This window comes from Streptomyces mutabilis (assembly GCF_046628145.1).
GTDB lineage: Bacteria > Actinomycetota > Actinomycetes > Streptomycetales > Streptomycetaceae > Streptomyces > Streptomyces mutabilis.
In genome coordinates, this window is the sequence record NZ_CP176874.1 from 6,841,990 (window position 1) to 6,854,273 (window position 12,284).

12 protein-coding genes, 1 tRNA gene and 1 pseudogene are annotated in these 12,284 nt (G+C 73.4%); 5 read left to right on the forward strand and 9 right to left on the reverse strand.

Annotated elements, in window-relative coordinates; all coding sequences use genetic code 11:
- Nucleotides 1–7 precede the first annotated feature (7 nt).
- The 6 genes and pseudogenes from ACLIN4_RS30595 to ACLIN4_RS30620 all read right to left on the reverse strand — a co-directional run bounded on the left by ACLIN4_RS30595 (nucleotide 8) and on the right by ACLIN4_RS30620 (nucleotide 3,630).
- Nucleotides 8–535 carry an NUDIX hydrolase family protein gene (locus tag ACLIN4_RS30595; protein ID WP_179342632.1) on the reverse strand — a complete coding sequence of 176 codons (528 nt, stop codon included), beginning with the start codon at nucleotides 533–535 and terminating at the stop codon, nucleotides 8–10.
- Between the two features lie 80 nt (nucleotides 536–615).
- Nucleotides 616–909, reverse strand: coding sequence for a hypothetical protein (locus tag ACLIN4_RS30600; RefSeq protein ID WP_289912109.1), 294 nt, complete (start codon nucleotides 907–909; stop codon nucleotides 616–618).
- A 103-nt stretch (nucleotides 910–1,012) separates the two neighbouring features.
- Nucleotides 1,013–1,510 (reverse strand): annotated as a pseudogene (locus ACLIN4_RS30605) (hypothetical protein); the annotation flags it as partial.
- 73 nt (nucleotides 1,511–1,583) lie between these two features.
- Nucleotides 1,584–2,234, reverse strand: a complete 651-nt coding sequence (locus ACLIN4_RS30610) for an endonuclease (protein WP_107479139.1) — start codon at nucleotides 2,232–2,234, stop codon at nucleotides 1,584–1,586.
- Between the two features lie 2 nt (nucleotides 2,235–2,236).
- Nucleotides 2,237–2,569 carry a DUF3140 domain-containing protein gene (locus ACLIN4_RS30615; RefSeq protein ID WP_100045735.1) on the reverse strand — a complete coding sequence of 111 codons (333 nt, stop codon included), beginning with the start codon at nucleotides 2,567–2,569 and terminating at the stop codon, nucleotides 2,237–2,239.
- A gap of 251 nt (nucleotides 2,570–2,820) precedes the next feature.
- Nucleotides 2,821–3,630, reverse strand: coding sequence for an alpha/beta hydrolase (locus ACLIN4_RS30620; protein ID WP_411576451.1), 810 nt, complete (start codon nucleotides 3,628–3,630; stop codon nucleotides 2,821–2,823).
- 148 nt (nucleotides 3,631–3,778) lie between these two features.
- On the opposite strand from ACLIN4_RS30620, the gene ACLIN4_RS30625 reads away from it, so the two are divergent.
- The 4 genes from ACLIN4_RS30625 (at nucleotide 3,779) to ACLIN4_RS30640 (ending at nucleotide 8,260) form a co-directional block, all read left to right on the forward strand.
- Nucleotides 3,779–4,966 (forward strand): thiolase family protein, encoded by a 1,188-nt coding sequence (locus ACLIN4_RS30625; protein ID WP_290014349.1) that lies wholly within the window; start codon nucleotides 3,779–3,781, stop codon nucleotides 4,964–4,966.
- A 60-nt stretch (nucleotides 4,967–5,026) separates the two neighbouring features.
- Entirely contained in the window at nucleotides 5,027–6,538 is a 1,512-nt protein-coding gene (locus tag ACLIN4_RS30630) for a long-chain-fatty-acid--CoA ligase (RefSeq protein ID WP_107479137.1), read from the forward strand.
- Nucleotides 6,539–6,600: 62 nt separating this feature from the next.
- Nucleotides 6,601–7,392: a sulfite exporter TauE/SafE family protein gene (locus ACLIN4_RS30635; protein WP_289912031.1), complete on the forward strand. Its 792-nt coding sequence runs from the start codon at nucleotides 6,601–6,603 to the stop codon at nucleotides 7,390–7,392.
- Nucleotides 7,393–7,486: 94 nt separating this feature from the next.
- Entirely contained in the window at nucleotides 7,487–8,260 is a 774-nt protein-coding gene (locus ACLIN4_RS30640; RefSeq protein ID WP_290014350.1) for a cobalt-precorrin-6A reductase, read from the forward strand.
- A gap of 98 nt (nucleotides 8,261–8,358) precedes the next feature.
- On the opposite strand, the gene ACLIN4_RS30645 is transcribed toward ACLIN4_RS30640, so the two are convergent.
- From ACLIN4_RS30645 to ACLIN4_RS30655, 3 genes are all read right to left on the reverse strand, one after another.
- Nucleotides 8,359–10,431 (reverse strand): MDR family MFS transporter, encoded by a 2,073-nt coding sequence (locus tag ACLIN4_RS30645; protein ID WP_289912026.1) that lies wholly within the window; start codon nucleotides 10,429–10,431, stop codon nucleotides 8,359–8,361.
- A 111-nt stretch (nucleotides 10,432–10,542) separates the two neighbouring features.
- Nucleotides 10,543–11,316: a precorrin-6A synthase (deacetylating) gene (gene cobF, locus ACLIN4_RS30650; protein WP_107479134.1), complete on the reverse strand. Its 774-nt coding sequence runs from the start codon at nucleotides 11,314–11,316 to the stop codon at nucleotides 10,543–10,545.
- Nucleotides 11,317–11,387: 71 nt separating this feature from the next.
- Nucleotides 11,388–11,942, reverse strand: coding sequence for a DUF309 domain-containing protein (locus ACLIN4_RS30655; RefSeq protein ID WP_107479133.1), 555 nt, complete (start codon nucleotides 11,940–11,942; stop codon nucleotides 11,388–11,390).
- Nucleotides 11,943–12,041: 99 nt separating this feature from the next.
- Between ACLIN4_RS30655 and ACLIN4_RS30660 the strand changes: the two genes are divergently transcribed.
- Nucleotides 12,042–12,115, forward strand: a tRNA-Pro gene (locus ACLIN4_RS30660).
- Nucleotides 12,116–12,284 lie beyond the last annotated feature (169 nt).

A 12,284-nucleotide genomic window follows, 5' to 3' on the forward strand; every position in this document is an offset into this window, starting at 1 on the left:
GGGGGGGTCAGATCACGCAGCCCACGTGCGCCAGCGCCTGCTTGAGCAGCACCCCGTGTCCGCCCGGCATCTCGCTCTGCACCGCCTCGGACAGGGCCTCACGCGGGTCGAACCAGACCAGGTCCAGCGCGTCCTGCCGGGGCCGGCAGTCGCCGGTCACCGGCACCACGTAGGCCAGGGAGACGGCGTGCTGCCGCGGATCGTGGTACGGCGTGACGCCGTGCGTGGGGAAGTACTCGGCCACCGTGAACGGCTGGAGCGAGGCCGGTACCCGGGGCAGCGCCACCGGGCCGAGGTCCTTCTCCAGGTGACGCAGCAGCGCGTCCCGGACCCGCTCGTGGTGCAGCACCCGCCCGGAGACCAGCGTCCGGCTGACCGTCCCGTCGGGCCCGATGCGCAGGAGCAGGCCCACGCTGGTGACTTCGCCGCTGTCGTCGACGCGCACGGGCACGGCCTCGACGTACAGGATCGGCATGCGGGCGCGCGTCATCTCCAGTTCGTCGGTCGTCAGCCAGCCCGGCGTGGTCTCGGTCATGTCAGACATCGCTTGATCATACTTTCAGCCGTTCCTGCCTCCCGGGCGGCGCTCCGGGACTGTGATGGGCGCCACGGCGCTCAGCCGTCGTCCGGCGCCTCGTCCCGCGGACCGCCCGGCAGCCGCCGGCAGGCAGGCCGAGCGGCACCGGCCGGGCCCGCGGTGCGGATCCGCAGTCCGAGCGGCCGGGCCACGGCCCGGACCGTCCGCCGCACCGGCACGCGGCGAGGGGCCGCCGCCGGCGGGCCGAGCGCGCCCGTCGCGCACGGCGGCACGACGCCGTGCGGGTCCCGCCCGGACCGCTCCCCGCTCGGCGCGGGGGTCCGCTCGACCTCACCCGGACGTCCGCCGGGAACGGGGCCGCTCTCGCTCACGTCTCGGCTCCTTCGCGTGCGCCGTCCGCCGCACATCATTGTGCCGTCCGGTGATCACGCTGTCCGGGATTCGCCGCAGACGCCGAGAGCCTGTGCGGGTGTTTCAGTCCAGGTTGGTGGGCTGCGGGGACGGCGTTCCGCCGTCGAGGACGGTCCGCAGCCGCTCGGTGCCCTGGCGCGCTCCCTGTTGCACCGAGGTGATCTCACGGCCGTCCAGGCCACCACCCGTGACGGCGACGGCGGAGCTGCCGACGCGTACGGCGGCGATGTCCAGGGTGAGCGTGGCCGGGTTGTCGGCGGCGGTGCCCCGCACGGTCACGTGCAGCCCCTCGCGGGCGTCACCCACGTCGGGCACCGACGCCTCGGTCACCTGGACGGTGCGCTTCTCGCCCGCGGAATCCGTCGCGGTGAACTGGTCGCAGTCGACCGGCAGGGAGTCCATCCACTTCAGGGCGTCGTCCAGGGCCGCACGGTCGTAGGCCGCGACCTGCTCCAGCAGACGGGAGTCGCCCTGTTCGAAGCCGGCGAGCGCCGACGCCCCCGACGGCTTGCCCAGCAGGTCCTGGCTGTAGAGGCGGTCGAGCAAGCGCTGGCACTCGGCCAAGCGCGTCACCGTGCCGGGCCCGTCACCAGCGCACGCGGCCGTCCGGGTGACCCGCCGTCGAAGGGAGCGGTCACCGGGCGTGGGCGAGGGCGTCCCGGGCGACTTCCTCGTCCACCGATGCGCGCACCAGCGCGGCCGCCAGGACGGCGGGCTCCGTCCGGCCCGCGAGTTCCAGGAGCCGGTCGGGGTCCTTGGGCAGGCCGAGGCGTTCCGCGCCCTGGAGGGCCTTGCGGTCCAGGTACGGAGCGGTCTGCGGCCACACGCGCTGAACCTCGCGCAGGAAGATGTCCGCGCCGGTGGGCCCCACCCCCGGGAACTCCTGGAGCAGCCGCCGCACCTCGGGAACCTTGTCGTCCGCCTCCTTCCGCAGCCGGCGCAGATCCCCGCCCCACCGCTCGCTGAGCAGTTCCGCCGCCTCGCCGAGCTGCGTGGCGGTGCGCTCGTCGTAACGCCGGTAGCCGCCCCGGCCGAGCGCGTCGACCCGCTCCTGCCAGTCCGCGCCGGCCATGCGCCGGGGGTCGCTGAGTCCCGCCTCCTGGAGTGTGCGGGCGGTGGCCACGGCGACGGAGCCGCGGATACGGGCGCTGAGCAGGTGGGCGAGGACCAGCAGCCGGTACAGCGGCTGCGGGGTGTCCTTCAGCCCGATGCCCGCCTCCTCGGCGTATGTCTGCCCGTGCGCGTCGACGAGTTCCCGTACGACGCGCTCCTGGTCCCGGCTCACGGCTACGGCTTCAGGGGGTCGTGCCCGACCGTCATGAGCCGGTGCCTGAGCCGGCTGTCCTCGGCCCGCGGTTCGTTCTCCAGGTCGGCCTGCGACGTCACGGTGTCCACCACCTTGCGCATCGCACGCAGGTCGTCCTCGGTCAGGTCCGTGCGCCGCTTCTGCAGGATCGCCAGGACGTGCTGACCGAGCGGCGGACCTGCGTCGTTGGGCAGCGGTTCGGTCAGCTCGCCGGAGTCGCGCACCCGGAGCCAGTCCGCGAGCTCCGCGGAGGTCATGTTCACCACGCGGTGGAAGTCCTCCCACAGCGCGTCGAGTTCGAGGGCGTCGGCCATGAGGTGCCCCTCTTTTGGTCGGTCGTACATGCGGTACGCGCGCATCGTCTCGCTCGTGCCTGCGACGCACCGCGCGGTCGTACGGAGCAGGGCACGGTCTCTCCCTCTCCGTGCGGGCGCGGGTGCCCATGGGGCACCGGGGCAAACGCCCCGGTGGGCGGCGCGGCGGGTGCCCCGCCGGACCCGGCCGGGGACGCGCCGGAGGACATGACGAAGGGCCCCGGCCATGCTCGGCCGAAGTCCCCGGACGATCAGCGGGCGAGCACACCGTCCAGGAAGCGCGTGACGTCCGCGAACACCTCCTCCCGGTTCGTCTCGTTGAAGAGCTCGTGCCGGGCACCCGGGTAGATCCGCTCGGTGAGGTCGCCGCCGCTGAGCGCCTCGACGCCGGTGCGGCTGCCGGGCAGCGGCACCAGCCGGTCGTCGTCGCCGTGCACCCACAGCAGGGGGAGCGGGCCCACGTCGCCGCCCTTGGCCACGGTGCCCAGGGTCCGCACGAACGCCTGAGCCGTCGGCCGCTTCATCGGGCCGTGCCACACCAGCGGGTCCGCCGCGTACGCCGCGCCGACCGCCGGGTCCCGGGAGAGTGCGGACGGGCTGATCGGGGTGTCGGGGATCTCCTCCAGGGCGAGCAGCGTGCGCGGCAGCTCCCAGTCGCCGATGACCGGCCCGGACAGCACCAGGGCGGTCAGCTCGCCGGGGTGGCGCTGGGCGTAGCGGGAGGCGATCAGGCCGCCCATCGAGTGCCCGACCATGACCACCGGCAGGTCCGGGTGGCCGGCCCGGGCCCGTTCCGCCACGGTGTGCACGTCGGTGACCACGTCCTCGAAGTCCTCGATCAGCACCCGCTCTCCGTCCGAGCGCCCGTGGCCGACGTGGTCGACGCCGTACACCGCCGCCCCGTGCCGCGTCAGCACGCCGGCCACCTCCTCGTAGCGGCCGATGTGCTCGCCGTAGCCGTGCACCAGCAGTGCCACGTAGGCGGGTCGCTCGGCGGGCCACTCGCGGGCGGTGAGCCGTCCCCGCGTTCCGGCCACGTCGTGCTCGAGGGCCTCGGTCATGTCTCCTCCGGCTGCTCGGTGAAGGTCGCCCGGGGATCTTCCCAGGGAGGCGTCCGGCGGTCTATAGTCCAAAACTAGCAGTGCTAATTAATGTGTCGTAACGTGTCGGTCGCCACCCGGCGGCCGAGCGACGGTCAGGAGTCCCCCCGTGCGCCCCGTCCACTTCGCGGCCGCCCGCCGCACCCCGATCGGCAAGCTCCGCGGCGCCCTGTCCACCGTGCGGCCCGACGACCTCGCCGCCGCCGTGATCCGGGGCCTGGTGGCCGACGTCCCCGCGCTCGACCCCGCCCGCGTCGACGACGTCTACTGGGGCGCCGCCAATCAGGCAGGCGAGGACAACCGCAACGTCGCCCGCATGGCGGCCCTGCTGGCCGGGCTGCCCGACTCCGTCCCCGGCGCCACGGTGAACCGGCTGTGCGCCTCCGGCCTCGAGGCGGTCACCGCCGCCGCCCGCACCATCGCGGCGGGCGAGGCCGACATCGTGCTCGCGGGCGGCTCGGAGTCGATGAGCCGCGCCCCCTTCGTACTGCCCCGCCCCGACGAGGCCCTGCCGCACCGCATCGAGACCGCCGACACCCGGCTCGGCTGGCGCCTGGTCAACCCGGCGATGAGGGAACTGCACGGCCTGCTCGCCATGGGCGAGACCGCCGAGGAGGTCGCCGAGCGCTACGGCGTCACGCGCGAGCGCCAGGACGAGTTCGCCCTGCGCAGCCACCGCCTGGCCGCCGAGGCCCGGAAGGACGGCCGCTTCGACGACGAACTCCTCCCCGTCGAGCGCCCCGACGGCGTGGTCGTCGAGACCGACGAGTGCGTCCGTGAGGACACCTCTCTGGAGAAGCTGGGCCGCCTGAAGCCCGTCTTCCGCCCCGGCGGCACGGTCACCGCGGGCAACGCCTCCCCGATGAACGACGGCGCCGCAGGCCTCCTCCTCGTCAGCGAGGAGGCCCTCAACGAACTGGGCCTGGAATCCCTGGGCCGGTACGTGGCTGGAGGGTCGGCCGGTGTCCACCCGGACGTCATGGGCATCGGCCCGGTCCCCGCCACCCGCAAGGTCCTGGCCCGCGCCGGCTGGAGCGTCGACGACCTCACGGCGGCCGAGTTCAACGAGGCGTTCGCCGCCCAGGCCCTCGCCTGCGTCGACCAGCTCGGCATCGACCCCGACCTGGTCAACCCCACCGGCGGCGCCATCGCGCTGGGCCACCCGCTCGGCTGCTCCGGCGCCCGCATCCTCACCACCCTGCTCCACCGCATGCGCCGCACGGGCGCGGCCCGCGGGCTCGCCACGATGTGCGTCGGCGTGGGACAGGGCAGCGCGGTGCTGGTCGAGCGGCACTAGCCGAACGCACGCCACCACCACCCCCTTCGCAGAGCCGCAGCAGGAACGGAGCAACATCCCATGGCAACCCTCTCCGTCGCCGCCGTCCTCGCCGAGAACGCCCGGCGCCGTCCCGACAAGGAGGCGCTGGTCGAGGGCGACCTGCGGCTGACCTTCGCCGAGGTGTGGCAGCGGGCCCGGGCCCAGGCCGGCGCCCTCACCGGCCTGGGCGTGCGGCCGGGGGACCGGGTCGCCCTGATGGCGCCGAACACCGCCGACTTCCCGCAGGCGTACTACGCGATCGCCGCCGCCGGTGGCGTGGTCGTGCCCGTCCACCTGCTGCTGTCGCCGGCCGAGGTCGAGCACGTGCTGCGCGACAGCGGCGCGACCCTGCTGCTGTGCCACCCGGCCCAGGCGGAGACCGGAGCCGCCGCCGCGCGGGAGACGGGCGTACGGACGATCACCCTCGGCGACGAGCTGGGCAAACTCGCCGCCGACGCCGAGCCGCTGCCCTCCTACGTCACCCGCGACGCCGACGACCCGGCCGTCGTCTTCTACACCAGCGGCACCACGGGCGTCCCCAAGGGCGCCGTGCTCAGCCACTTCAACCTGGTGATGAACGCGACCGTCAACGCCTTCGACGCCAACGACATCCGGCCCGACGACATCGCCCTCGGCGCGCTGCCGCTGTTCCACGCCTTCGGCCAGACCGTCTCCCTGAACTCCACCTGGCGGGCGGGCGCCACCCTCGTCCTGCTGCCCCGCTTCGACGCCGCACGCGCGATCGAGCTGATGGTGAAGGAGAAGGTCAACACCTTCCACGGGGTGCCGACCATGTTCGTCGCCCTCGCCGCCGCGGCGAGGGACGCGGACGCCCTGCCCGACCTGCGGGTGTGCGTCTCCGGTGGTGCCTCGCTGCCCGTCGCCGTGCTGGAACGGTTCGAGGAGGCGTTCGGCGCCAAGATCTACGAGGGGTACGGGCTCTCGGAGACCTCCCCGGCGGCGGCCGTGAACCAACCGGTGTTCGGCGCCAAGCCCGGCACCATCGGACACCCGCTGTGGGGCGTGGACGTGGAGATCGCCCGCGCGGAGGTCGAGGGCAGCGTCGAGCTGCTGCCGCCCGGCGAGCTGGGCGAGGTCGTCGTACGCGGCCACAACGTCTTCTCCGGCTACCTCGGCCGTCCCGAGGCCACCGCCGAGGCGCTGGTCGACGGCTGGTTCCGCACCGGGGACCTCGGCACCAAGGACGAGGAGGGGTTCCTGCGGATCGTCGACCGGAAGAAGGACGTCGTCATCCGCGGCGGCTACAACGTCTATCCGCGCGAGGTCGAGGAAGTGCTGATGCGCCACCCCGGCATCGCGCAGGTCGCCGTCATCGGCCTCCCGGACGAGCTGCACGGCGAGGAGGTGTGCGCCGTCGTCGTCCCCGCCCCGGACGCGGCGCCGGACGCCGCCGAGGTCGTCGAGTGGTCCAAGCAGCACCTCGGCAAGTACAAGTACCCGCGCCGCGTGGAGTTCGCGCGGGACCTGCCGCTGGGACCGAGCATGAAGGTGCTGAAGCGGGAACTCCGCGCGCGGTACGCCGACCGTTAAGGACCGACTGGCGAGACGGTGCTTACGACGGGGGAGGCGTGCGCATAGCATCGGTGCCCGCAATGGACACCATGACGCTGTGGCACCTCACGGGCTGGGAATTCGCCGCTCTCGCCTTCGCCGCCTTCCTCGTCGGCTTCTCCAAGACCGCCGTGAGCGGCGCCAATACGGTCAGTCTCGCGATCTTCGCGGCGGTCCTGCCGGCCCGCGCCTCCACCGGCATCCTGCTGCCGGTGCTGATCGCCGGTGACATCCTGGCGGTGCTCACCTACCGGCGCCACGCGCACTGGCCCACACTGTGGCGGCTGTTCCCGGCGGTGGGGGCCGGCGTGGTCGTGGGCACCCTCTTCCTGGTGTGGGCCGACGACGCGATCGTCCGGACGTCGATCGGCGTGATCCTGCTGCTGATGGCCGGGGTGACGGTGTGGCGCCGACGGCAGGCCGACGCGGACGCGCGGTCCGAGACGGACGGGCGAGCGGAGGCGAGCGCCGCGCGGGCCGGACGCGTGAAGGCTCGCTCGTACGGCGTCCTGGGCGGTTTCACCACCATGGTCGCCAACGCGGGCGGCCCGGTGATGTCGATGTATCTGCTCTCGGCGGGCTTCCGCAAGCTCGGCTTCCTCGGCACGTCGGCCTTCTTCTTCCTGATCGTCAACGTGTCCAAGCTGCCCTTCAGCGCCGGCCTCGGTCTGATCGACGGCCGCTCGCTGCTCCTCGACGCCGCGCTCCTGGTGTTCGTGGTGCCCGGGGCGTTCATCGGCACATGGGCCGTGAGCCGCATCAACCAGCGGTTGTTCGAGCGCCTGGTCATCGCGGCGACGGTCGTGGGTGGCCTCCAGCTCCTGGCGGCGTGACGGACGGTGGGCCGCCTGACTGATCCGAACCGGATCCGGCTGCCTCGATCGCCCCGACTGCACCGACCGCCCCGACGGTCCGTAGTCTCGACCCATGTCCCGCCCGTCCCCGCACGTGCTGATCCTCGGCGGCACCACCGAGGCCCGCCGGCTGGCCGCCGACCTGGCGGCCCGGCCAGGCGTCCGCGTCACCACCTCCCTCGCCGGACGAGTGGCCCGCCCGGGCACCCTCGCCGGGGAGGTCCGGACCGGGGGTTTCGGCGGACCGGAGGGGCTGGCCGCGTGGCTGCGGGAGCGGCGGGTGGACGCCCTCGTCGACGCGACCCATCCCTTCGCCGAGCGGATCACGGCGAACGCCGCACAGGCCGCGGCGGCCACCGGCACCCCCGCCGTCTTCCTGCGCCGCCCGGGCTGGCAGGCCGGCCCCGGCGACCACTGGCACCCCGTCGCCTCCCTCACCGAGGCCGCCGACCTGCTGCCGGACCTCGGCCGCCGGGTCTTCCTCACCACCGGCCGCCTGGGTCTCGCCGCCTTCGCGCACGTGGTCGGCCTCCACTTCCTCGTCCGCTCGGTGGAGCCCCCCGAGCCACCCCTCCCGCCGGACACCCGCGTCCTGTCGGCCCGAGGCCCGTTCACGGTGGCCGACGAGACGGCTCTCCTGCGCGAGCACCGCATCGACGTACTGGTGACCAAGGACAGTGGGGGAGCGGCCACCGCCGCCAAGCTCACGGCGGCCCGGGAGCTGGCCCTGCCGGTGGTCGTGGTCCGCAGGCCCCCGCTGCCGGAAGGCGTGCCCGTGGTGTCCGACGTGCCGGCGGTGCTGGAGCGACTGGGCCGACTGGAGTGGCCTGGCGCCGGCGCTTCGTGACCCGTCGCCGCGCGTCAGGTCTCGGCGTGCCCTGACGGATGTGCCGCCCGCCGGGCCCGGCGGCGCCGTGACATGCGGACAGGCGTGCCCGCCGGGTCTCAGCCCGCCGTGACCGGCTGCCGCACGCGGTCCGGCAGGCCGCTGCTCAGATCCTCGACGAGCAGACGCTTGGCGATGGCGTCGACCGCCGCCCGCAGTTCCGCGTCGGAGGGCCGGCCGATGTCCTGCTCCACCCGGTCCTCCAGCCAGGCGGCCCAGGCCCGGCCGATGACCAGGGCCTCGCGGGCGCCGGCCTCGGTGTGCGAGAGCAGGGAGCCGTGACGGGTCAGGAACCCCTCCTCCACCATGCGGTCGAAGACCGGCAGCAGCACCTCGGGCGGTACCCGGCGGCGGGCGGCGATCAGCCCGAGGCTGGCGTGCCCGACCAGCCGCGTGAACAGTTCGACCTGCATCACGGCCCACGCGCCGGCGACATCGAGCCGGGTGTCGCTCTGCGCGATGATCCGCCGGGTGGTGTCCAGCTCGGTGCTGCCGATGATCTTGCCGACGGAGGCCTCCAGCGCCCGTCTGTTGTCGGCGTCGTGCGGTGAGGCGAAACCCTCGCCCATGTCGGTGGAGCCCAGGCGGGCGCTGTCGCGCAGCTGGACCTGCTTGAGGAACAGGGCGACGATCAGGCCGAGCGCCGCGACCGGCACCGTCCACAGGAACACGGTCTGGATGGTGTCCGCGTACGCGCCGATGATTGGCGCCGACGCCTCGGGCGGCAGTCGGTGCACGCCCTCCGGACTGGTCGCCGCCCTCCCGATCACGGCCGGATCGGCGGTGCCCGTGCCCGCGGCCGCGGAGACGCCGTCCCGCAGGTTGGGGCCGAGGGCGTTGGCGTAGATCGTGCCGAAGACGGCGGTGCCGAAGGAGCTGCCCAGGGTGCGGAAGAAGGTGACGCCGGAGGTCGCGGTGCCGAGGTCGGCGTAGTCGACGGTGTTCTGCACGGCGATGGTCAGCACCTGCATGGACAGGCCGATGCCCGTGCCCAGCACGAACATGTACAGCGACTCCAGCCAGGCGCCCGTGGACGGGTCCATGAGGGACATCAGGTACAGGCCCACGCCCATCACCAGCGTGCCCACGATGGGGAACAGCCGGTACCGCCCGGTCCTGCTGACCACGCTGCCGCTGAAGACCGAGGCGATCAGCAGTCCGGCCACCATCGGCAGCGTCCGCACACCCGAGACGGTGGCCGAGTCGCCGTCGACGTACTGAAGGTAGGTCGGCAGATACGTCAGCGCTCCGAGCATCGCGAAGCCGACGATGAAACTGAGGATCGAGCAGACGGTGAACACCGGATTGGAGAACAGCCGCATCGGCAGCATCGGTTCGGCCGCGCGGGTCTCCACCCAGCAGAACAGCCCCAGCGCGATCAGCCCGCCCGCGAACAGACCGATGATGACCGCCGAGCCCCACGCGTACTCGTTGCCGCCCCAGCTGGTCGCCAGGATCAGCGCGCTGGCGCCCACCGCCACGAGGGCGATGCCCAGGTAGTCGATGACGGGCCGGGCCGCCGACTTCACCACCGGGATGGTGCGGGCGGCGGCGATGACGACGACGATCGCGATGGGCACGTTGACGTAGAACGCCCAGCGCCAGGACAGGTGATCGGTGAACAGCCCGCCCAGCAGCGGCCCGACGACCGTCGCCACCCCGAAGACCGCGCCGATGGCGCCCTGGTACTTGCCGCGCTCCCGCAGCGGGATGACGTCCGCGATCAGCGCCATCGACGTGACCATCAGGCCGCCCGCGCCGATGCCCTGCATCGCCCGCCAGATGATCAGCAGCGGCATGCTGGTGGCCAGGCCGCACAGGAACGAGCCCGTGATGAACACGACCGCCGAGACCTGGAAGACCACCTTGCGGCCGAACATGTCGCCGAACTTGCCGACCAGCACCGTCGCCACGGTCTCCGCGAGCAGGTACGAGGTCACCACCCACGACATGTGCTCGCCGCCGCCCAGGTCCGACACGATCGTCGGCAGCGCGGTGCCGACGATGGTCTGGTCCAGGGCGGCGAGCAGCATCCCCAGCATGATCGTGACGAAGACGACGTTGCGGCGGCGCTTGTCCAGCACGGGCGGCTGGGCGGCGGCGGTCCGGGGCGCTTCCTCGGCGACTGTCACACGGTCACGATCACACCGGTGCACGGACCACGCATGCGGAGGCGGTCCGCCCGGGTACGGCCCGGGCGGGCCCGGCCGGCCGTCGCTCCGCGCGTACGACCGCCGGTCCGGTCAGCCGTCGCCGGGATTGCGCCGCAGCAGGTACGTGTCCATGATCCAGCCCTTGCGCTCCCGGGCCTCGGCGCGCAGCCGCTCGATGCGGGGCGCGGCCTCGGCGATCGGTCCGGAGGCGAGGATCTCGTCCGGGGTGCCTATGTAGGCGCCCCAGTAGATGTGGATGTCCTGGTCCGCGTACTGCCGGAAGGTCTGGTGGGCGTCGAGCATCACCACGACGTCGTCCACGCCCTCCGGGAAGCCCTCCGCGAGCCGCCGCCCGGTGGTGATCTGCACGGGCCGCGCCACCCGGTTCAGCCCCGTCCGGTGCCGGGCGACGAGCGAGGAGACGCTGCTGACGCCCGGCACGACGTCGTACTCGAACGACACCGTCCCCCGCTCCAGGATCTCCTCCAGGATGCCCAGCGTGCTGTCGTACAACGCGGGGTCGCCCCAGACCAGGAAGGCTCCGCTCTCGTCCTCGCCCAGCTCCTCGGCGATCAGCCGCTCGTAGATGCCGGCGCGGGCGCTGCGCCAGTCACCGACGGCGGGGGAGTACCCCGCGCCGCCCGCGCTCCGGTCCCGCTCGGGGTCCCGCGCCTCGACGATCCGGTACGTCCCCTCCGGTATGTGCGTCTCCAGCATCTCCCGGCGCAGCCGCACCAGGTCGGCCTTCACCTCGCCCTTGTCCAGGACGAAGAACACGTCCGTGCTCCGCAGCGCCCTGACCGCCTGCAGGGTCAGCTGGTCGGGGTCGCCCGCGCCGATACCGATCACATGAATTGTCCGCACGCCACGAGTCTGCCGTACGCCACTGACAACGCCCTTGCCGGGCCGCCCTCAGCGCTGCGGCCGGGCCGTCCTCAGCCCCGCAGCCGCGGCGCCCGCGCCCCCGCGTCCACGGATGCGCCGCCCTCCACCTCACCCGCCAGCGCGCGGGCCCACTCGGCGATCCCGCCCAGGTCCATCCCGTACGGCCGCTCCTGCCCGCTCCCCGAGGCCGCCCAGTCCGTCACGGCCCCGGCCCCGCGCCGCAGCAGCCTGGCCCCGCCGGTGACGTTGCCGCGGGCCGCGTGCGTGAGGCCCACGGCCAGCTGGGCCATCCCCCGCCACAGCTCCCGCTCCTGCTCGGGCCCCGACTTCCAGGCGTCCTCGAAGACCTCGTGCGCGTGGAACGGCTTCCCCTCGTCGAGCAGCCGCTGTGCCTCGGCGACCGTCTCCCCGGGGGCGCGCACCACACCCTCGGGCTGGCGGGGGACACCGGCCGTGCCGTACGGCAGCGGGCGTCCGAGCCCGTCGCGCGGCCTGGCGTTGCGCGCCCGTCCTTCGACGTCGCGGTCCCGGGCGTCCCCGGGCCGGCCGGAGTCCGCGCGGTCCGCCGTCGTGCTGTCCATGGGGCTGTCGGCCTGGCTGTCCATGGGCCGATTGTGCCTCGCCCGTGCCCGCTTAGGCGTGGCCCGGGGTGTGAGGTAAAGTGCTGTCCGCGTGATCGCGCGGTTCACCGCGCGTGAGCACACCGGGACGTGGCGCAGCTTGGTAGCGCACTTGACTGGGGGTCAAGGGGTCGCAGGTTCAAATCCTGTCGTCCCGACTGGAGACAGTCGCAGGTCAGGGCCGGTTTCGGAGCCATCCGAAACCGGCCCTTGATCATTCTCGGTGACCGGCTTGCGGCGATCCGCCGCGAGTCGGCGGTGCGAGGACCTCGGTGCTGCCCGTCAGAACGGGCCGTTGCCCGGCGCGGCCGCCGGTCCGGATGCGAA

Bases quoted from the DNA above. Each gene is read 5' to 3' on its own strand.
- ACLIN4_RS30595 (WP_179342632.1), bottom strand. From the start codon at position 535: ATGACCGAGACCACGCCGGGCTGGCTGACGACCGACGAACTGGAGATG.
- ACLIN4_RS30615 (WP_100045735.1), bottom strand. From the start codon at position 2,569: ATGGCCGACGCCCTCGAACTCGACGCGCTGTGGGAGGACTTCCACCGC.
- ACLIN4_RS30620 (WP_411576451.1), bottom strand. From the start codon at position 3,630: ATGACCGAGGCCCTCGAGCACGACGTGGCCGGAACGCGGGGACGGCTC.
- ACLIN4_RS30630 (WP_107479137.1), top strand. From the start codon at position 5,027: ATGGCAACCCTCTCCGTCGCCGCCGTCCTCGCCGAGAACGCCCGGCGC.
- ACLIN4_RS30635 (WP_289912031.1), top strand. From the start codon at position 6,601: ATGGACACCATGACGCTGTGGCACCTCACGGGCTGGGAATTCGCCGCT.
- ACLIN4_RS30640 (WP_290014350.1), top strand. From the start codon at position 7,487: ATGTCCCGCCCGTCCCCGCACGTGCTGATCCTCGGCGGCACCACCGAG.
- ACLIN4_RS30655 (WP_107479133.1), bottom strand. From the start codon at position 11,942: ATGGACAGCCAGGCCGACAGCCCCATGGACAGCACGACGGCGGACCGC.